A 20,276-nucleotide genomic window follows, 5' to 3' on the forward strand; every position below is an offset into this window, starting at 1 on the left:
TCTTTCCGTTATCGTAAAGTGAGTGGTAAACAATTAGTTGTTTACAAATAGGGTGGTACCGCGATTTTTATCGTCCCTATCGGATTTTCCGATAGGGACTTTTTTGCATCCATCCTCTTACACAATTTCATATATACGCGTTGAAAGAATCGCAGTAGTATCTTATATCCCTGTTACAGAGAGCTAATGGTCGGTGGAAATTAGCACATATATAAGTATGAATTACAATTCTGGAGCTTCTTTTTCGTAGTGCTTTTATGTATGAAGGAAAAGACGGAATTTTTCCGTTATCATTAATTGAGATGTAAGTATATTTTCACTTACAAATAGGGTGGTACCGCGATTCTTTCGCCCCTATCGGATTTTCCGATAGGGGCTTTTTCTATTTCTCATAGAAACATATGTTAAATAATTCCGAATCTTATGATAAAATTTTATAAGCGCTTACAAAAATGAAAGGAGGTGATACAAGCTATACGAAATCGATATTCAATTTTATTGAAAAAAAGGAGGATGTCTAAATGACAAAGAAAACAGAAATTCCATCGCATTTAAAACCATTCGTATCCACACAACATTATGATCAATACACACCGGTGAATCACGCTGTGTGGCGTTATATTATGAGACAAAATCATAGCTTCTTAAAAGACGTTGCTCATCCAGCCTATGTGAACGGACTACAATCATCTGGTATTAATATAGATTCAATTCCAAAAGTAGAAGAAATGAATGAGTGTTTGGCACCAAGTGGCTGGGGCGCTGTAACGATTGACGGACTTATTCCCGGCGTAGCATTCTTCGATTTTCAAGGACACGGATTACTACCAATCGCAACAGATATTCGGAAAGTAGAAAATATCGAGTACACACCAGCTCCAGATATCGTACACGAAGCCGCAGGACACGCACCGATTTTACTTGATCCTACATATGCAAAATATGTGAAACGTTTTGGGCAAATTGGTGCAAAAGCTTTCTCTACAAAAGAAGAACATGATGCATTTGAAGCTGTTCGTACATTAACGATAGTAAAAGAAAGTCCTACTTCTACTCCTGATGAAGTTAAGGCTGCTGAAAATGCTGTAATTGAAAAACAAAACTTAGTTTCTGGTTTATCAGAAGCTGAACAAATTTCACGTCTTTTCTGGTGGACAGTAGAATATGGATTGATTGGAAATATAGATGATCCAAAAATATATGGTGCTGGTCTCCTTTCTTCTGTTGGCGAAAGCAAACATTGCTTAACAGACGCTGTAGAAAAAGTTCCATTTTCTATCGAAGCATGTACAGGGACAACTTATGACGTAACAAAAATGCAACCACAACTTTTTGTTTGTAAGTCCTTTGAAGAATTAACAGATGCGCTTGAAACATTTTCTAAAACAATGGCCTTTAAAACAGGTGGAAAAGAAGGTTTAGAAAAAGCAATTCGCTCTGAGAACTATGCAACAGCTGAGCTAAATAGCGGATTACAAATTACAGGTACATTTAGCGAGACAATTGAAAACGATGCAGGTGAATTAATTTACATGCGAACAAATTCGCCAACAGCATTAGCGCTTCATAATAAACAGTTAGCGAATCATTCTACTTCTGTACACAGTGACGGATTTGGAACACCAATTGGATTACTCACTGAAAATATTGCATTAGAAAATTGTACAGACGAACAACTACAATCATTAGGAGTTACAATTGGAACTATCGCTGAGTTTACTTTTGCAAGTGGTATTCATGTAAAAGGAACAGTAACAGATATTGTGAAAAACGATAAGAAAATTGCCCTTATTTCCTTTATCGATTGTACAGTTACTTATAACGCCCGCGTTTTATTTGATGCTTCATGGGGCGCATTTGATATGGCTGTTGGCTCACAAATCACTTCAGTATTCCCAGGTGCCGCAGATGCAGCAGCATTTTTCCCAATGGATGAAGAAGTTCAAGAAATTCCTGCTCCACTTGTACTGAATGAACTTGAACGTATGTATCAAACAGTTCGAGATATTCGAAGTGAGGGGATTTTACATGACGCGCATATCGATCAATTAGTAGCAATTCAAGAAGTATTAAATAAATTTTATGCGAAAGAATGGTTGCTGCGCCTTGAAGTATTAGAGTTACTTTTAGAGCATAACAAAGGGCATGAAACATCGGCAGCATTACTACATCAACTTTCTACTTTCACAACTGACGAAGCTGTAACACGCCTTATTAACAATGGTCTTGCGTTACTTCCAGTAAAGGATGTGAAAAATGATGCTAAGATTAACTGAAGAAGAAGTTCACGAGGAATTATTGAAGGTAGATAAATGGATGGTAAAAGATGAGAAATGGATTGAACGAAAATATATGTTTTCCGACTACTTAAAAGGAGTCGAATTTGTCTCTGAAGCCGCCAAACTATCAGAAGAACATAATCACCATCCATTTATCCTTATCCAGTATAAAGCAGTTATTATTACTTTGTCATCTTGGAATGCAAAAGGTTTAACGAAACTAGATTTTGAGCTTGCAAAACAATTTGATGAACTATTTTTACAAAACGAAAATGCAATTATAAGAAAATAAAAAAGAGAAGCCTTTTTAGGCTTCTCCTTTTATTTTGAAATGGATACAATGTCCAAATGGATCCTCGACTTGTAATATTCCATCTTTGTACGTAGCAATCTTGCCAATATTTTTTAAGCTTTCACATACTTGCTCTTTTTGTTTTTCATCCGCTAGTACAATTGTGAAATATTTTAAACCAACAGAACCTGGCATTTGCGGTGGCACCCCTTCACCTTGCCACGTATTTAAGCCGATATGGTGATGATAACCACCTGCTGATACGAACAACGCTCCATTACGAGCTGGGATCGTTACTTCAAAACCAAGACCATCAACATAGAAACGTTTCGCTTCCTCTAAATCAGCTACATGGAAATGAATATGCCCCATCACAGTACCAGATGGAAATCCATTCCATGTACTTCCTTGCTGTAATAATTCTTCACCAGCTAACGGGTTACTAACAAATGGGAGTTCTCCATTCTCATCACGCCAAACTTCTTTTTGTCGATCATGATAAATTTCAATCCCGTTTCCATCTGGATCAGCTAAATAAAGAGCTTCACTAAAGTAATGATCGGCTCCGCCATGTAGTGGATATACCATCTCTACAAGATGACGAAGAACATTCGCTAAATCCTGTCTACTTGGTAATAAAATTGCGTAATGATATAACCCTGTTCTTGCTCTTTGCTTCGGAAAAGCTTCTTTCTTTTCTTCAATGATAAGAAGTGGTTCATCATTTTCATTCCCAAATGTAACGACTGCTTCTTCTTCTTTTAGCACCTTCATACTTAGTACTTCCGTATAAAACTCTAGTGATTTCTTTACATTAGATACGTATAAATGAACAACATCAAGTGTTGTATCGGGATGAAGTTGAAAACTCATCTTGTTAGCCCCCATTTAAATTAGTTCTTCTTTGACATTTTTTCTTTTAAGAAATTATCTACAAAACCATCAGCTTTTGCAACAAATAAGTATGCACCCATTGCTAATAATGCAAGTTCTAATTCGAAACCAGGATTTTTTCCATCTCCCAATAAACCAGCTGACCATTTCACTTTTACGATTGCTCCAACCATAACAAGTGCAAATAATAATCCAATATATCTTACACCTAAACCTAGAATTAATAATAGGCCTCCAACTAATTCAAATGTTGCTACACCGTATGCAAGTCCTCCTGGTAAACCAATGCTTGTAAACCACCCTGCAATATTGTCAATTCCTGATTGGAATTTTGTTAAACCGTGCATGAAGAATGTTACCCCTAACACGATACGAATAATTAAGTTACCAATATGTTGATTCATTTCTTTCTCTCCTTTATAGTTTTCTTATACAAAACTTTTATTTACATTAAAAAACATACACTAATTTTTTTTATTCGTCAATTCATTTTCACTGGGAAAATATATATTTTTTTTGCTATGATACAAATAGTTGTTTACAAAAAGGAGCTTGATTTTATGAATATTGGTTCTGCAATACGTGAAATTCGTCAACGTAGAGGCATAACAATCGCACAAATTTGCGAGGGAACAGGTCTTTCTAAAGGATTTATGAGTCAGGTTGAAAATAATAAAACATCACCATCTATTTCAACTTTAGAAACGATCTCCAACTTTTTAAACGTTCCCCTTCCCTATTTATTGTTAGAGCAAAAAGATCGATTAAAAATTGTCAAAAAAGAAGAACGGAAATACAGTGTATACGGAAAAGATGAACAAAGAATTGAACATGTCGCTGAGCAAGGGGGCCTTCGCCTATCTTTAGTAGAAATACCTACTGGATTCCCGAAAGAAAACTCACCAAATGCCCATGAAGGGGAAGAATGTCACCTTGTATTACGCGGAAAACTAGAAGTTCAGCACGGTGAAGATATTGCAATTGTAGAAGAAGGTGATTCTTTCTCATGGAATGCATGCGTTCCTCATATTGTTCGTAATATAGGAGAAGAAACTGCATTACTACTCATCTCTAGTTATGCGGAAAATCGAAAACGTGTTTACTAAATAATAAAAAAGAAGCCTGCTAAACAGGCTTCTTTTTTATCCCCTTATAATTCCATAACTTGTCCCCACTAGTACAGTCTTTTCGTGTTGATTGCGATAAACTGACTCGATTGAAACTTTTTTATAGCCTTCCATTTGCTCAACATTTGTTAAAGTTAATTCACAAGTGATTGTATCTCCTGTGAAAACTGGTCTAATAAACTCACTTACTAATTCTCTTGCTATGTAATGTAATTCTTCGCCTACTTTCGTTCCAATGCTAGCAGTCAATAAACCATGGACCATTAATCTTCCATTTTCATCATATTCCACATGGTGTCTGCCTTTATCTCCGGTAATATTTGCAAATTCAAAAACCTCTTCCTCAGTAAATCTTCTTTCATATTTAAATACATCCCCAACTTTTATGCTCATTTTTATCCCCCTAACAATAAACAGAATTTTCTTTTATTTTATCATAAAATGAGCCTCAATCCATTCTCTATTATCAATAGCCTCAAAATTACCTCGCTAAACTTTTTACTTTTCATTCATTTATCGGTGACCATCTCTTCTCGCGACTTGATATCCATAATACGCACATGTTCCATTTCTCGATAGCTCTCTAACTTCAAATCCACAGCTTCTATAAAAATCAAAATTGTTCGCAGAAGTATGTGCAAACCAGTCACCATGTGGTAGCTTTTGCAAACAAAGAGCGACAAGTTTCTTACCTAATCCCTTCCCTCTATATTCACATTTCACAACTAAATTTACTATGTTCGCGACCATGATTCCATCAGAAATGACTCTAACCATCGCAACCATCTCTTCTTCATCCCAAATTGTGAATGCCCATGTTGAATTTTCAAATGCTATCGTGAATTTTTCAATTTGCCAAGAAGGGATATTATCATTGCTCCAACCGGCATCTTCGAATAAAGTCTTAATTGCATATGCAGGTACACCATTCGTTCCCTCACGAATAATAAGTCCATTATGATAAATGTACATGTAATCCCCCCTTTATTTTTATATACCATTCTTCAAAAAATGAAATTAACCTTTTTTCATCCAATGCGCCTAATGGAATAAACGAGAACATCCATCCCATGAAATGAAGTTGTTTTCTCATAACTAAGCCCCGTTTTTCTAGCAACAAAGATTGAGGCGGGGTGGTCCGGATTAATAAGAGAAATTAATTTATTCATTCGTAACGCTTGGAAGCCATAGTCTCGAAATGCTGCCGCTGCTTCTTTCGCATAGCCTTTTCCCCAATACTGAGGTAATAACCAATAACCAATTTCAATTTCCTCTTTTCCATCTATCTGCTGCTTTACTAATCCTGCATGACCAATCCGTATCCTCGTTTCCTTTTCAATTAATACAAATAAACCGAGGCCATTTTTATAGCTAGGAATTACCCACTCCTCCAAACTTTTTTTACATTGCATATATGTTTTTAACGTCCCATTTCCAATATAGCGCATTACTTTTTCGTTTCCCCATAGTGAAGCGTAGAACTGTAAATCATCCATTGTATATTTACGAATTTGTAAACGGTCTGTATGAAACATTCCTTCACTCCTTTCTACTAATTTCTTCTTAATTTCACGATCATATTTTGTATGCACAATAAATGTTACCATTTATTATAAATGAATCAACTACATAACGCAGAATATTCAATCTTATAGAAACAAAAAAAGCAGTAGACAAATATTGTCTACTGCATCCATATCATAACTAGCATAAAGAAAACTACAATTGAGGGGGGTGTAGGATGTTCAAATATACTAGATACTTATCCCGTTCTAACGGGCGGTAAACTTTCCAATTGTTTCAAGTGAAAAGTTTACCGCACATAAGAACTTCCTTCGTTCATTAAGATAGTATTGCTAAATAATCATATACACGCTTAGCTTTCTCTCCACCCATTCGTGCATGCTGAAGAAGAGAAATACCATGAGGACCAGATGCACGTAATGCTTCTGGTTGAGCTACTAAAATAGCTTGTACGACTTCTAATTCCCCAAGCATAGCTGCCGCGAAAATATCCATACGAGCACCCTTTTCTAGTAAATAAAGAGCAATATCTTTACGACCTACATGTGCCGATGCGCCTAACGCACTTTCCCAATCTGATCCACCCCAATTATAAGAGGCGTGAAGTAAGCTTGGTGATTCAACCAATAGCTCTTGTACTTTCTCTAAATCCCCGTGAGCTGCCATAACAAATTCTCTTACTAATTCAGTGGTAATACGCTCTTCTGTTTGCATCGCTCTTCTCCCCTTTTAAAAATTCGTTTCGGTGTAAAAAAAGGCTTGTCACTTCCCTGAAAAATATCTACATCTATGCCAAATACATGTTGAAACATTTCATGGCATAGTACTTCTTCTGGTATACCATCATACTGAATTTTTCCTCGCTTTAATACAAGTAAACGATCGCTATATTGAGCAGCTTGGTTAATGTCATGTAAAACCATTATAATTGTCATTCCAAACTCCTCATTTAATCGTTTCACAAGTTCCATTACTTCCAACTGGTGAACGATATCTAAAAAGGTTGTTGGTTCATCCAATAATAAGACATTTGTACGTTGCGCTAGCGTCATCGCAATCCAAGCACGTTGCCGTTCCCCTCCTGATAAAGAATGTAAAAGACGATATTCATACCCTTCAAGATTTGTAACAGACAATGCCCAATCAACAATTTCTTCATCTTCTTTATTTAAGCGGCTACTCCATGATTTATGTGGACCTCTTCCGAACTCAATTAGTTCTTTCACTGTTAAATCTAATTGATGATCATGCATTTGTGGTAACATTGCTAATTGCTTCGCTACATCAGCACTCTTCATCATATGAATATTTTTCCCATCTAAAATGATGTCCCCTTCGCTTTGTTTCAGTAGCCTTGCTATTAAACGAAGCAAAGTAGATTTTCCCGATCCATTCGGACCAATTAAACTAACGATTTCTCCAGCCTTAATATGTACATTCATATTTTGCATTTGAAATCTTTCAGAGTGTGCGTAAAACACTTTGTTAACGGAAATCACTTTGTTTTCCTCCTCTATGAATTAAATATAAGAAGAACGGACCACCTAAGAAGGACAGTAAAATACCAACAGGCAATTCGATTGGGTCAAACCAACTTCGAGCTATTGCATCCGCAAAAACAAGTAATACCCCGCCGCCAAGGCATGATAAAGGTAGCAAATATCTATAATCATTTCCAACTAATAAACGTAGCATATGTGGTACGACAAGACCGACAAATCCAATAAGACCAGACACACTTACTGCAATTCCAGCTAATAATGTACTTACTACGATTAAATAAAACCGACTTTTTTCCACATTATGTCCTAATAACTTTGCCATTTCATCTCCAAGCATTAACACTCGAATATGCTTAATACCAAAGAAAGCTAATATAATGGCGAATATTGCATAATAAATAATCATGTTTAAATGTGCCCAACTTACACCACCAATACCGCCCGCTAGCCACGGTAACACCGATTGTACTTTGTCACTATGTAATAACATTAATGCTGACGTTGCTGCACCAATTAATGCATTGATCGACACCCCTACTAAGACGATTCTTGAAGGTGGTGCCCCTTTTTGCCATGATAAAGCATAAATAACCATCGCTGTTATGAAAGCTCCTAAAAACGCCCCTAGTGGTAAAAAAGCTAGATGCTGTGGGAATAAAATCATGATGACAATTGCTACAAGGCCTGCTCCAGATGAAACTCCGATAATACCAGGATCTGCAAGAGGGTTTCTCATAACTCCTTGTAGCAGTGTACCAGATGCAGCTAAACATGTTCCTACTATAAACCCAATGAGCACTCTCGGTATGCGAAGATCCCATACAATTCGATGAACTGTCGAACCTTCATCTTGTATACCTGTTAAAATATCTCGTACAGAAAAGGATAAACTTCCTGCGAAAAGACCGTAAAAGAGACCTAGGATTGTTAATACAACTAAAGTAACTGCTATTATCCATCTTTTTTTCGCAAAAGGATGTTCCTTTTCTCTTACTACTTCACTACTTTCCATACGTATCATTTCCTTACATCTTGTATACTTTTATACATAAAGTCCATTGCTTCTGTAACTTTTGTACCAGGATTAGATCCAAATAAATCAGGTGGCAAAATAACTACGCGGTTTTGTTTTACTGCCTCTAAATTTTTCCACGCTTCATTTTTCATCATTTCGCCTTCGAATGCTTTTTTCACACTTTTTGGATCTCCGTGTGTAATTAAATAAATCACATCTGGATTCGCCTCAATAATACGTTCTACACTTAGCTGTGCATATTGCGGGTATTCTTTCGTTTCTGGAAAATCAGAAGCAATATTTTTTCCGCCTGTTTTTTCTAAAATATCACCTGATAAAGATGTTGGTAATGCCGCTAAATAAGTTCCTGGTGCGCCATACACTAGCAAGGCTTTCACATCGCTCTTTTTCTCATATTTCTTCATTTGATCATTCATTTTTTGATTAATTTCTTTTGCTTTATCTTCTTTCTTCATTACCATTCCATATAATTCAATATTTTTTTGAATATCTTGTACAGAATTCGCAGAAGAAATGATAACTTGCGTTCCTTGTCCTTCAACCGTTGGCACATTCTTTTGGAATCCATTGTTAGCAACAAGTACATCGGGCTTTAAACTAGCAATTTGCTCAAAGTTCGGTTGATGTGCATTCCCAATTACTTGTGCTTTCTTTAACTCCTCTGGAAGAGTTAATTTCGTATCTGGGCGACCTACTATGTTTCCACCTAAAGCATGAATAATATCCATGTCTCCCATACTTAATGTTGCAAAACTTTCTGGCACTTTATCGAATGTTACCTTTCTTCCTGATAGGTCGGTAATTTCGATTTTCTTTTTTCCTTTTTCTGTTTTGGTTGCAGACGCTTTTCCGTCCCCTTTGGCACTGCAACCTATTAACAAGAAAAAAATAGATAAAATCGCTGTAAATAGCGTAATAGATTTTTTCATTTCTTCACCTCTAATTGATAATGATAATCATTAACCACTATTCTACTTTAATTGATAAGGATTATCATTGTCAACACGAAACGCATACATTTTTCTACAAAAAACAAAAAGCGTGACAAAAAGATTTTTTCTTTTCGCCGCGCTCTAGTTAACAATATTATTCACATTCATTTTCCTCTAGCTGTTCACGCATCACTTTCACACGCTGAAAGAAAAAGAACGATAAACTTAAAAATATAACGATGCTCCCCATCATAACAAAAAATTGGATTGTCTCTTTTGCTCCACTCGGAATCAATAAGCCAACCATTAACAATGTACTTACAGCGAGAAGCATTTGTCCAAACCGAGTATAATCTTCTATTTTTCCTTTTAATTCTTTCATTATATTCTCACTCCTCCATTTCACTGTATCATATTCTATGAAACTGAAAGACCAGTAAATACAGCCATTCTGGGAGATGTTTTCCAATAAAAAAAGAGCCGCTTTTACTGCGGCTCTTTTTTTATCATTATTCACCTTTATATGCTTCCATATAAATTTCTTTCAGCTCTGAAATAAGCGGTAACTTTGGATTAGCAGTTGTACATTGATCTTCAAAAGCTCTTTCTGCTAATACTCCAACAACCTCTTCAAATTGCTCTTTATCGACTCCTTGTCCCGCAATACTCATATTAATATTTAAGCTTTTTCCAAGCTCAATAATTGCTTGGACGAGTGATTCCACCCCTTCTGCTACCGAACTTGCTGGAAGCCCGAGCATTCTCGCTATATGTGCATATCTTTCATCTGCCACAAAGTGCTCATATTTTGGGAACAATGCGTGTTTTCTTGGCTTAATAGCATTATAGCGGACTACGTGCGGCATTAGAATGGCATTTGCGCGTCCGTGCGGAATATGGAATTCTGGTCCAATCTTATGTGCTAAGCTGTGATTAATACCGAGGAAAGCATTTGCAAATGCCATCCCTGCAATTGCAGAAGCGTTATGCATTTTTTCTCTTGCTTCTTCATCATTTCCATCTTTATATGCTCTCGGTAAATATTTGAATACGAGATCAATAGCTTTTAATGCTAATCCATCTGTATAGTCATTTGCCATAACAGACACATACGCCTCAATTGCATGTGTTAAAACATCCATACCAGTATCTGCTGTTACATTTGGTGGTACTGTCATTACAAATTGTGGATCAACAATTGCTACATCTGGTGTTAATTCATAATCTGCGAGCGGATACTTTATATTATTTTTCTTATCTGTAATAACCGCAAATGGTGTCACTTCTGATCCCGTTCCTGATGTCGTTGGAATCGCAACAAACTGCGCCTTATTTCCTAATTCCGGATATTTACATGTACGTTTTCTTATATCTAAAAATTTCTGTTTAATGCCATAGAATGTCGTTTCTGGATGCTCATAGAATAACCACATTCCTTTTGCTGCATCCATAGCTGAACCACCACCAAGTGCGATAATTACATCTGGCTTAAAGCTTTTCATCATTTCCGCACCTTTGAAAACAGTTTCATCTGATGGATCTGTTTCGACCTCAAAGAAAACTTCAACTTTCACATCATTTGCATGCTTGTTTAAATAGTGCGCGACTGTATCGACATAGCCATGTTCAACCATTCCGGGGTCCGTTACAATAAATGCACGTGAAATGTTAGGCATATTTGCTAAATAAGCTGTAGCATGTTTTTCAAAATAAATTTTTGGTGGCAGTTTGAACCACTGCATATTCTTTTTTCTATTTGCCAGCCTTTTTATATTTAATAAATGAGTCGCTGTTACATTTTGGGAAACTGAATTCTTTCCGTATGAACCACAACCAAGTGTAAGTGATGGAATAAATCCATTATATATATCCCCTATTCCACCTTGTGATGAAGGTGCATTTACAATGAGACGGCAAGCTTTCATACGTAACCCAAATTGCTTTTGCACATCTTTATTTGTAGAATGGATAACTGCTGAATGTCCTAAACCACCGAGGTTCAACATTTCTTCGCAATATGTAAATCCTTCTTCTAATGAATTTGCCTTCACACAAGCTAATACTGGACTCAGTTTCTCACGGGATAACGGATATGCTGCTCCGATACCTTGAATTTCAGCTACAAGCATTTTTGTATGTCCAGGAACAGTGATCCCAACTAAACCGGCAATATACTGTGCTGATTTCCCTACAATATCACTATTTACTGCACATGTATTTTCATTTATAACGAGCTTTTCTAATTTTTTTCTTTCTTCTTCTGTTACAAAGTAACAACTGTTTTCAATCATTTCTGTTTTAACATCATCATAAATTTCTTTATCGACAATGATTGCTTGTTCCGATGCACAAATCATACCGTTATCAAATGTTTTTGATAAAATTAAATCATTAACAGCTCGTTTTACATGTGCTGATTTTTCTATATAACACGGTACATTACCAGGACCAACGCCTAACGCTGGTTTTCCAGTAGAGTAAGCTGATTTCACCATACCAGCGCCTCCAGTTGCTAGAACGAGTGCTACACCATCATGGTTCATCAATTGTTTCGTCGCTTCAACAGACGGTCTTTCAATCCATTGAATACAGTGTTTTGGGGCACCAGCTTTCATCGCTGCATCATATACGGTTTTCGCTGCTGCCACAGAACATTTTTGTGCGGAAGGATGAAATGCGAAAATAATTGGATTTCTTGTTTTTATCGCAATTAACGCTTTAAACATTGTTGTCGACGTTGGATTCGTTACTGGTGTTACTCCAGCTACTACACCGACAGGTTCCGCGATTTCTATTATTTCTTCATGAGGATCTTCGTGAATAATCCCTACCGTTTTATCTTGCTTTATACTATGCCAAATATATTCAGTGGCAAAAATATTTTTAATGCATTTGTCTTCATATACACCACGGCCAGTTTCTTCAACTGCCAATTTTGCTAGCGGCATATGTTGATCAACACCTGCTAATGCCATTTCATGAACAATGTTGTCAATTTCTTCTTGTGTAAAACTTTCTAATGCTTGTAAAGCTTGTTGACCATTATTTACTAGCGTATCAATCATCTTTTTTACTTCCTGCATTTCATTTACAACTTTCTCTTTGACTACCATGTGAATTTCCTCCTATTCTACTATTACGGTCCTTATATGTCCCTGTAGGTCAAAATAAGTCCCAATTAACACAAAAAAATAGAGATGCTTTCCTACATGAATTTCATTGTTTGTGAAATATTTCACAAGTTTATTTGTGAGTAACATTTCCTGAATTCAATATACACGAAATCATTTCGTTTGTGTATGTCTATTTTGTGAAATGTTTCACAAAATAACATAATACAAAATACACTGCTAATATTAGCAGTGCATTTTGTATTATGCTAGCGCTTGTGCTAAATCTTCAATTAAATCTTCACCATCTTCAATACCGACAGAAATACGAATTAATGTATCTGTAATTCCTAATTCTTTGCGGCGATCCGCTGGGATTGATGCATGTGTCATTTGAGATGGAATAGAAATTAAACTTTCTACCGCTCCTAAGCTTTCAGCAAGTGTAAAGTATTGTAGTTTCTCAAGTACTTTATTTAATGTTTCTTCACTATCTACATCAAATGAGATAATAGCACCAAATCCGTTTGCTTGTTCTGTTGCTAATTCGTGATTTTGATGTGATTCAAGACCTGGGTAATATACTTTATTTACTTTTGGATGATTATTTAAGAACTCAGCAATAGCACGTGAATTCGTTTCATGTTCTTCCATACGAATTCCTAATGTTTTTAAACCGCGAAGTAGTAAGAAGCTATCTTGTGGCCCAAGAATACCTCCTGTTGAGTTTTGTACAAAATGAAGATCTTCTGCTAGTTGTGGGCTATTTACAACTACTAAACCTGCAACTACGTCACTATGACCTCCTAAATATTTCGTTGCACTATGAAGCACAATATCTGCTCCTAAAGAAATCGGCGACTGCCAATATGGCGTCATGAATGTGTTATCAATAATTGTTAATAGGTCTTTCTCTTTAGCAAGAGTAGATATTTTCTTAATATCAGTAATTTTTAGTAGTGGGTTCGTTGGTGTTTCCACATAAATTGCTTTCGTATTTGGACGAATTGCTTCTTCAACTTCCTCTAAGTTTGTTGTATCTACAAATGTATGCTCAATACCGAAACGGTTTAATACTTTCGTAATAACGCGGTATGTTCCACCATAAACATCATCTGTTAAAATAACGTGGTCACCTTTTGAGAACAACATAATTGTCGCTGTAATAGCAGCCATTCCTGAACCAAATGCAAATCCAGCATGCCCGTTTTCTAATACAGCAATCATTTCTTCTAAAGCTGCACGTGTTGGGTTACCTGTACGTGAATATTCATATCCTTGATGCTTACCAACTGCTTCTTGTTTGTACGTACTTGTTTGATAAATCGGTACGTTTACAGATCCAGTTGAAGGTTCTCCTATGCGAATACCATGAATTAACTTTGTCTTTGCTCTCATTTTTTATTCCCATCCTTTGTATATGTCTTTACTTAAATAGCGCTCACTGCTATCAGGAAAAATGGTTACAATATTTGTACCTGGTGGTGCCTTCTCTGCCTCCAGTAAGCTCGCATGAAATGCTGCTCCTGAAGAGCTCCCAACGAGAAGTCCTTCTTTTTGCGCTAATTCTTTCACTCGTAAAAATGCATCTCGATCAGAAATCGTATGAATTTCATCAAAATAAGATGTCTTCAAAAATGGCGGGATAAATTCCAGTCCAATTCCTTCGGTCTCATGTGAACCAGCCTTACCACCATTTAAAATAGATCCTTCTGGCTCTACGATAACTGTTTTAATATCTATATTTTTTTCTTTCAAATAAGATGCAGTCCCCATAAACGTACCGCCAGTTCCTGCTCCAGCAACAAATATGTTAATCTCTCCATTCAATGCGTCCCACAATTCAGGTCCTAATGTTTTAAAATATGCACGAGGATTTGCCTCATTTGCAAATTGACTTGGAGAGTATGAATTCGGTATTTCATTTACTAACTCTTTTGCTTTTGCAATTGCACCGGTCATTCCTTGCTCAGTCGGTGTGTGCACGACCGTTGCACCTAGCGCTTTCATTAATTCTTGTTTTTCAATACTAAATTTCTCTGGTACACAAACGATAACACGTAAATCATATTCTAATGCTGCAAGTGCCAGTCCAATACCAGTATTCCCAGCAGTGGGTTCAATAATTGTTCCACCTTGGGTAACAAGCCCTTTTTCTAGCGCATCTTCGATTAATTCTCTTCCTAAACGATCCTTAACGCTTCCGCCTGGGTTATAAAATTCAAGCTTTGCAAATAAACGGACCCCTTTCGGAAGTGGAAAACGAGTAATTTCTACAATTGGTGTATGACCAATTAACTCATGAACTCCACGATATACATTCATCGTGTTCTCCCCCTTGTTTGCCAATAAAGAAAAGGCAACTGTATGTATTTTCTTTATATGAGACAGTTGCCTTTTTGTTACATTACTTTAACTCTTCTAACACTTTTACGATAAAGTTTGTAGAATGAAGAGCTGCTTGATCTAAAAACTGATCAAATGAAACATTTGATTCTTTACCAGCAATATCAGAAAGTGCGCGAATGATAACAAACGGAATTTCATATTGGTGGCATACTTGTGCAACAGCTGCTGCTTCCATTTCTACCGCATAAAGATTTTCAAATTTATCACGGATGGCTGCAACGCGGTTCGGATCACTCATAAATGAATCACCTGTTGCAATCATACCTTTTACAACTTGAATATTTTCTTCAGCCTGCATACATTTCTCAGCTAATGCAACTAACGCCTCATCAGCTTTAAATCCAGGCGGCATTCCTGGTACTTGACCATATTCATAGTTAAATGCTGTTACATCTACGTCATGGTGACGAACTTCAGTGGAAATAACTACATCACCAACGTTTAGAGAGTGATGGAATCCACCTGCTGAACCAGTATTAATTACTTTTTCAGGCTTATATTTTTCTAATAAAATTGTCGTTGACATCGCTGCATTTACTTTACCAATACCAGACTTTAACAAGATTACTTCATGCCCTGCTAATAGCCCTTTCGTAAATTCACAACCTGCAACCGTTTCTGTCTCTGCTTGTTCTAATTTGTCACGTAAAATACGTACTTCTTCTTCCATTGCTCCAATTACAGCAATTCTCAATCTAATCCCTCTTTCTATTGCTTAGTTGCCTCCATTACCCAAACGAAATGATTTAATCTCGTGAACGTTACATGGAAGCCATTGTTTTCAAAAATAGTCTGCATAACTGGAATACGTGTATAGTATTCCGTTTGCAAATCGTTTGCTAACTGATGGAAACCTCTTTGTTTTGCTGTTTCAACAGTTTTATCATATGCATCTTGATCTGCAAATATCGTATCAGCAAACACTATTTTACCACCTTTGTTTAGCAATTGACTATACTTCGCAATCGCTACATTTTTTTCATCATCTGTTAAATGATGAAATGCATAGGTGCTTACAATGGTATCAATTGAATTTGGAACTTCAAATGAAAGAAAATCACCGTCTGTAATTGAAAATTCTTTTGGCAATTTCTCTTTTGCAATCATGCGCATTTCACGCGACGGTTCTATACCGTAAACTGTGCGGCCAGCAAGTAATAATTTATTTGTTAAATTACCTGTACCGACACCAAATTCTAATACATTACCAAATGACTTGTTAACTACATCCTCTAGAATGTCCTCATAATGGGCGAAAACTTCTTTATATTGTATATCTTCGCCTTGTACAAATGAGTCGTACGTATGAGCCCACTCATCAAATAAACCATTAAATTCTGTACCCATAAAAATTCCCCTTTTTCTTATCGGTTTTATCAGTATGATATTCCCTCTTTCTAAAAATGTCAATTGAAATGTACATGGTATTTCCTTCTTTTCTTTGTTACACTATAGTTGATTACATAGGAGAGGGGCCGTCTTCATGTCATTTACCTTTGAAATGTTAGAAGATAAAGTAGAGTTTTTTGAAGCGGGAGACTTAGCTTCTTTAGAACGAAAAATTAGTGAACAAATTGATAATAATAAAGCACTTATGCTTGAAGTTCATCACATCTCACATCAAATGGTTATGGATCCTGAAAGCAAAAGACCGTATTATAGCGCGGTTGTTCATTTTAAATTAAAGAAATTGCGTTAACAAAAAAGAGAAGCTCCTAAGGAGCCTCTCTTTTTTAGTTTAGAGTTTGAACAAGTACTGGTTTCCAGCCCTCATTGTCTACCCAATCAATATTTACATAATATCTTTTCCCACTTTGCTTATCTTGAACATCACCATAAGCTTTGCTCTTTCCAGTTTTGTCTCTTCCAACAAAATGGAATACTAATTGCTCTTTCGGTACTTCAATACCCGCAGCAATTGCACTTTGCATCTCATTCCAATCTGATGACCCCTGTTTAAACGTCATCGCCGGTGATGAACCTTGTTCTGTTCCTACAGCTTTCCAAGAAGGTTTTGTGTAAGCCTCTTTTGCCTTGGATACAGTTTTTTCAGCTGATACTTTCTCGTTAGCTTTCGCTTCTTCTTCAGCTTTTTTCTGTTCTTCTTCAGCCTTTAACTTCTCTTCTTCAGCTTTTTGCTTAGCTTCTGCTTGCTCTTGTTCTTTTTCTTTTTTCTTAGCAGATTCTTTATCTTCTGATTTTCCAGCTTTCTCATTCTTTGTTGTTTGTTGAGAGACTTTCTTATCAGTAGAAGATGCTTGCTCTTTCGTACTAGGAACGAACAATTGATATGCTACAATAGCTACTAATAGTAATACAATAGCGATTGCAATATTTAAAACACCGTTTTGACGACGTTTTTGTTGTTTCTGTTGGAATCTTGATCCTCCTGCCATTCTCCAAACCTCCATGCAGTTTTTCCTAATTGCTATTGTAACATTAAATCTAGAAAGGTTGAACATTTACAATGATATTTTCATGAAATGAAGACATTTCACTATAAATTGCAAGATTACTTTTCATTCTCCAATTGATAGATTGCTCCCACCATATCTTTAAAAATAGGTGTAACTTTATTCACTTTGCTATCAGTCTCTAGATCAACAACAACTAAAGCATATCTTGGATTCTCATACGGAAAATAACCTGCAAACCAGCGATTCACCCTCGTCCCTTTCCCTGTTTGCGCTGTCCCGGATTTTCCAGCGACACTTAGTGGCAACGAACGGAATGCCGTTCCTGTTCCTTTCTCCCTTGTTACAACGCCTCTTAATAACTCTTGTAATGTTTTCACTGTTTCATACGAAAGCTGTTTTCCATTTAACGTATGGCTCTCAAATGTAAAAAAATCCGCTCCATTTTTATATACTATTTTTTCAACTGCTTTCACTTCCATCTTTTCTCCATTCCTCGCAATCGTCGCCATCATATTTGCAATTGCTAGAGGTGATATACGTACATCTTTCTGTCCAATTGCTGTTTGTTCTACCGCTTTTTTACTATTTTTATTTTCTTCATTCCCCCAAATAGTAGTACCCTTTTCTTCTGGCATTTGCTCAAAATGAGGTGTATGAAATACAGAACCTTTCCATCCAACCTTTTCATTTGCTCCTAAAGCTGCTACGTATGTTTCTAGCACCGTCTTATCCTTTTGTAATAGCTCGTTACCTAACTCGGAAAATGTCCTGTTACAACTCCTAGCAAAGCTCTCTTTAAAGTTAAGTGTACCCATCCTAACTTGCGGGTCGTTTTCACCATATAAATCTTTATTACAGTTAAATGTCCGATTAAACAAATTTACTTTTTGATCAATGACTGCAGCTGCAACTACTGTTTTAAAAACAGAGCCTGGAAAATGTGGCGTTAACATTTGATTTTCAAGTGTAGTTTTATATAAATTCTCATCCCTTACTTGTAAAGACGGCTTACTAGCCATCGCTAATATTTCATTTGTCTTTACATCTAGTAATACTAGTCCCCCCTTCTTTATTTCGTTCGCTTCAATCACTTCTTCTGCTTTTTGCTGCAACTCTTTATGTAAAGTAGTTTGAATCCTAACTGGATAAAATGGATTTCCTGGTGAAGTGTATTTCGCTTGCTTTCCGAAAATTGGTTCTCCTTGCCGATCTACTTGATATAATACTTTTGCCTCTCCATCAGTCAATAGAAATTCATCAAATGATTGCTGTAATCCTGAAATACCTATCGGCGTTTGTTTTGAGATTCTTTTCAATTCTCCATATCGCTTTTGAAACTCCCTTTCGTTCTCCCCTACATCACCAATTAAATGATTTATCTCTCCAGTTTGTTTTAATCGCACTTCAGCTGCTACAATACCTAATACATGTAATTCATTTACCTTCTCCATCTGCTCTCGTGTCACTCGAAATGGAGCAGTTTCTCCTTGTAGTGTAAATGCATTTTTATTATTTTTCATTTGTCTTCTAATCTCTTGTCTCGACACACCAATGATATGCGCGATTTTCTCTAACATGTCATTTTTTATTTGTAAAAATGGAAAAATAATTAAAACAGGATATTTTTCCTCACCTATTTTTTTATCATTACGATCTATAAACTGCCCACGTCCATCGTCTACTGTAATGGATTGTGTGCGTTGCGTAACACTTTTTTCAATTAAATTTATTTTGCGATCAGTAAATGATTCTGTATCTATAATTTGAATTTGGATTAAACGACAAAGCAATACAAACATAACGCACATAAAACAAATTAAAACAATTGTAATTCTCCGTTTTATTTTCATAAAAAACACCTCGTCTATTGTAGTTTAGACGAGGTACTATTTTATTTATACAATCTCCAAAACAAAAACAGATATTATATAAGGCTATTATTGTTTCTTTGGCTTCTCTAAAAATTTCATAAGAAGCGATCTAAATTCAGTTTCATTCACTCCAGTGTTTTTAGCAACTTCAATTACAGTGGTTGTTACATTAGCCGCTATTTTTAAATAATCCTTACTAAGATTATCCATTTCATTTCTTTTTTCTTTTGCATTCTCAACTGTTACAGAATCAATACAAGTAATCATCTTATCTACAATATGTAAATAATTATTTTGTGCATCTATTATTTTTTGAATATCATCTTTATTACTTACTTTCGATTGTTTTAAATATGTATATGCTTGATTCACTTCATCTTTTAAAATTTTATCATTATTCTTCGCCTGTTCTTGTAACATATTCTTCATATCATCTATTGTTTTTTGATCCATCGAATCTCGCAATAAATAATCTGGATTCCCAATTGCGTAATCATACTTAATCGTTACATCTTGAAATATTTTCATGACAATAGCTAATTGATACGCTACATCAAAATCATTAAATTCCTTTTTATCTTGTGGATTTTCTAAGGTTTTTGAACTCTCAGTTGCTTTAATATCCTTTTTTTCTTCTTGCTTTACTTTTTCTCCCTTTGATGATGTAGTTTCTTCATTCGTTCCGCATGCAGCAAGTCCTAATATGGATATACTACACACCAATCCTGTAAAGATTTTATGTTTCATAATTAGCCCCTTTTCCCTTTTAAAACCTATATTCTCCAATTATGATATCAAATCTTAAAGTGTTTTTTTGACATTTTTTGTCGAATCACTCTAAGGTTTACACAATTTTTTTCATTCTACAGAAAAAAAAGATTCT

The 20,276-nt window shown here is 35.9% G+C and carries 22 protein-coding genes and 2 other annotated features (1 of these 24 running past the window's edge); of the genes, 4 read left to right on the plus strand and 18 right to left on the minus strand.

All coding sequences use genetic code 11. The annotated features are described in order from the left end of the window. Positions 1-81, plus strand: a binding site (T-box leader); it begins 148 nt to the left of the window's first position. 50 nt (positions 82-131) lie between these two features. Then, positions 132-359: a binding site (T-box leader), on the plus strand. 162 nt (positions 360-521) lie between these two features. Both BAQ53_RS20580 and BAQ53_RS20585 read left to right on the plus strand, forming a co-directional pair. Beyond that, positions 522-2,276 carry an aromatic amino acid hydroxylase gene (locus BAQ53_RS20580; RefSeq protein WP_000163215.1) on the plus strand — a complete coding sequence of 585 codons (1,755 nt, stop codon included), beginning with the start codon at positions 522-524 and terminating at the stop codon, positions 2,274-2,276. Continuing rightward, on the plus strand, positions 2,257-2,571 hold the full coding sequence (locus tag BAQ53_RS20585; RefSeq protein ID WP_000979538.1) for a 4a-hydroxytetrahydrobiopterin dehydratase: 315 nt from the start codon (positions 2,257-2,259) through the stop codon (positions 2,569-2,571). The genes BAQ53_RS20580 and BAQ53_RS20585 overlap by 20 nt, the downstream gene beginning before the upstream one ends. A gap of 15 nt (positions 2,572-2,586) precedes the next feature. On the opposite strand, the gene BAQ53_RS20590 is transcribed toward BAQ53_RS20585, so the two are convergent. Both BAQ53_RS20590 and BAQ53_RS20595 read right to left on the minus strand, forming a co-directional pair. Further along, complete coding sequence (locus BAQ53_RS20590; protein ID WP_000009836.1) at positions 2,587-3,444, minus strand: VOC family protein; 858 nt, start codon at positions 3,442-3,444, stop codon at positions 2,587-2,589. 20 nt (positions 3,445-3,464) lie between these two features. Next, positions 3,465-3,869 carry a DoxX family protein gene (locus BAQ53_RS20595; protein WP_001071553.1) on the minus strand — a complete coding sequence of 135 codons (405 nt, stop codon included), beginning with the start codon at positions 3,867-3,869 and terminating at the stop codon, positions 3,465-3,467. Positions 3,870-4,025: 156 nt separating this feature from the next. On the opposite strand from BAQ53_RS20595, the gene BAQ53_RS20600 reads away from it, so the two are divergent. Next, entirely contained in the window at positions 4,026-4,571 is a 546-nt protein-coding gene (locus tag BAQ53_RS20600) for a helix-turn-helix domain-containing protein (protein ID WP_001020693.1), read from the plus strand. Between the two features lie 36 nt (positions 4,572-4,607). Here the strand turns inward: BAQ53_RS20600 and BAQ53_RS20605 are convergent, their stop codons facing one another. From BAQ53_RS20605 to BAQ53_RS20665, 13 genes are all read right to left on the minus strand, one after another. Then, on the minus strand, positions 4,608-4,985 hold the full coding sequence (locus tag BAQ53_RS20605) for a hotdog family protein (protein ID WP_000025015.1): 378 nt from the start codon (positions 4,983-4,985) through the stop codon (positions 4,608-4,610). Positions 4,986-5,105: 120 nt separating this feature from the next. Next, on the minus strand, positions 5,106-5,564 hold the full coding sequence (locus BAQ53_RS20610) for a GNAT family N-acetyltransferase (RefSeq protein WP_000276119.1): 459 nt from the start codon (positions 5,562-5,564) through the stop codon (positions 5,106-5,108). Positions 5,565-5,620: 56 nt separating this feature from the next. After that, positions 5,621-6,199 (minus strand): GNAT family N-acetyltransferase, encoded by a 579-nt coding sequence (locus BAQ53_RS20615; protein WP_000256013.1) that lies wholly within the window; start codon positions 6,197-6,199, stop codon positions 5,621-5,623. A gap of 235 nt (positions 6,200-6,434) precedes the next feature. Further along, positions 6,435-6,830, minus strand: coding sequence for an ankyrin repeat domain-containing protein (locus BAQ53_RS20620; protein ID WP_001192765.1), 396 nt, complete (start codon positions 6,828-6,830; stop codon positions 6,435-6,437). Continuing rightward, complete coding sequence (locus BAQ53_RS20625) at positions 6,797-7,615, minus strand: ABC transporter ATP-binding protein (RefSeq protein WP_000626529.1); 819 nt, start codon at positions 7,613-7,615, stop codon at positions 6,797-6,799. Before BAQ53_RS20625 ends, BAQ53_RS20620 begins: the two co-directional genes overlap by 34 nt. Next, positions 7,602-8,630, minus strand: coding sequence for a FecCD family ABC transporter permease (locus tag BAQ53_RS20630; protein ID WP_002000971.1), 1,029 nt, complete (start codon positions 8,628-8,630; stop codon positions 7,602-7,604). The genes BAQ53_RS20625 and BAQ53_RS20630 overlap by 14 nt, the downstream gene beginning before the upstream one ends. A gap of 5 nt (positions 8,631-8,635) precedes the next feature. Further along, positions 8,636-9,583, minus strand: coding sequence for an ABC transporter substrate-binding protein (locus BAQ53_RS20635; RefSeq protein ID WP_000748477.1), 948 nt, complete (start codon positions 9,581-9,583; stop codon positions 8,636-8,638). A gap of 157 nt (positions 9,584-9,740) precedes the next feature. After that, entirely contained in the window at positions 9,741-9,968 is a 228-nt protein-coding gene (locus tag BAQ53_RS20640) for a YrhC family protein (protein WP_000661266.1), read from the minus strand. A 127-nt stretch (positions 9,969-10,095) separates the two neighbouring features. Then, a complete protein-coding gene (adhE, locus tag BAQ53_RS20645) occupies positions 10,096-12,699 on the minus strand; it encodes a bifunctional acetaldehyde-CoA/alcohol dehydrogenase (RefSeq protein ID WP_000260504.1) in 2,604 nt (867 codons plus the stop codon). Between the two features lie 261 nt (positions 12,700-12,960). After that, complete coding sequence (locus BAQ53_RS20650; protein ID WP_001201908.1) at positions 12,961-14,094, minus strand: bifunctional cystathionine gamma-lyase/homocysteine desulfhydrase; 1,134 nt, start codon at positions 14,092-14,094, stop codon at positions 12,961-12,963. A gap of 3 nt (positions 14,095-14,097) precedes the next feature. Next, entirely contained in the window at positions 14,098-15,021 is a 924-nt protein-coding gene (locus tag BAQ53_RS20655) for an O-acetylserine dependent cystathionine beta-synthase (RefSeq protein WP_001103851.1), read from the minus strand. An 82-nt stretch (positions 15,022-15,103) separates the two neighbouring features. Continuing rightward, the gene (gene mtnN, locus BAQ53_RS20660; protein ID WP_001217024.1) at positions 15,104-15,799 is read right to left on the minus strand and encodes a 5'-methylthioadenosine/S-adenosylhomocysteine nucleosidase; all 696 of its coding nucleotides are present in this window, start codon (positions 15,797-15,799) and stop codon (positions 15,104-15,106) included. A gap of 14 nt (positions 15,800-15,813) precedes the next feature. Continuing rightward, complete coding sequence (locus tag BAQ53_RS20665; protein ID WP_000536315.1) at positions 15,814-16,452, minus strand: class I SAM-dependent methyltransferase; 639 nt, start codon at positions 16,450-16,452, stop codon at positions 15,814-15,816. Positions 16,453-16,588: 136 nt separating this feature from the next. Here BAQ53_RS20665 and BAQ53_RS20670 point away from each other — a divergent pair, with 136 nt between their 5' ends. Further along, the gene (locus BAQ53_RS20670; protein ID WP_000010984.1) at positions 16,589-16,804 is read left to right on the plus strand and encodes a YrzA family protein; all 216 of its coding nucleotides are present in this window, start codon (positions 16,589-16,591) and stop codon (positions 16,802-16,804) included. A 34-nt stretch (positions 16,805-16,838) separates the two neighbouring features. Here the strand turns inward: BAQ53_RS20670 and BAQ53_RS20675 are convergent, their stop codons facing one another. The 3 genes from BAQ53_RS20675 to BAQ53_RS20685 all read right to left on the minus strand — a co-directional run bounded on the left by BAQ53_RS20675 (position 16,839) and on the right by BAQ53_RS20685 (position 20,140). Next, positions 16,839-17,501 carry a YrrS family protein gene (locus BAQ53_RS20675; RefSeq protein ID WP_000897101.1) on the minus strand — a complete coding sequence of 221 codons (663 nt, stop codon included), beginning with the start codon at positions 17,499-17,501 and terminating at the stop codon, positions 16,839-16,841. 116 nt (positions 17,502-17,617) lie between these two features. Beyond that, the gene (locus BAQ53_RS20680) at positions 17,618-19,372 is read right to left on the minus strand and encodes a peptidoglycan D,D-transpeptidase FtsI family protein (RefSeq protein WP_208906204.1); all 1,755 of its coding nucleotides are present in this window, start codon (positions 19,370-19,372) and stop codon (positions 17,618-17,620) included. Positions 19,373-19,459: 87 nt separating this feature from the next. Continuing rightward, positions 19,460-20,140 (minus strand): hypothetical protein, encoded by a 681-nt coding sequence (locus BAQ53_RS20685; protein WP_000680879.1) that lies wholly within the window; start codon positions 20,138-20,140, stop codon positions 19,460-19,462. Positions 20,141-20,276 lie beyond the last annotated feature (136 nt).

Source organism: Bacillus sp. B25(2016b) (genome assembly GCF_001679765.1).
Taxonomy (GTDB): domain Bacteria; phylum Bacillota; class Bacilli; order Bacillales; family Bacillaceae_G; genus Bacillus_A; species Bacillus_A thuringiensis_K.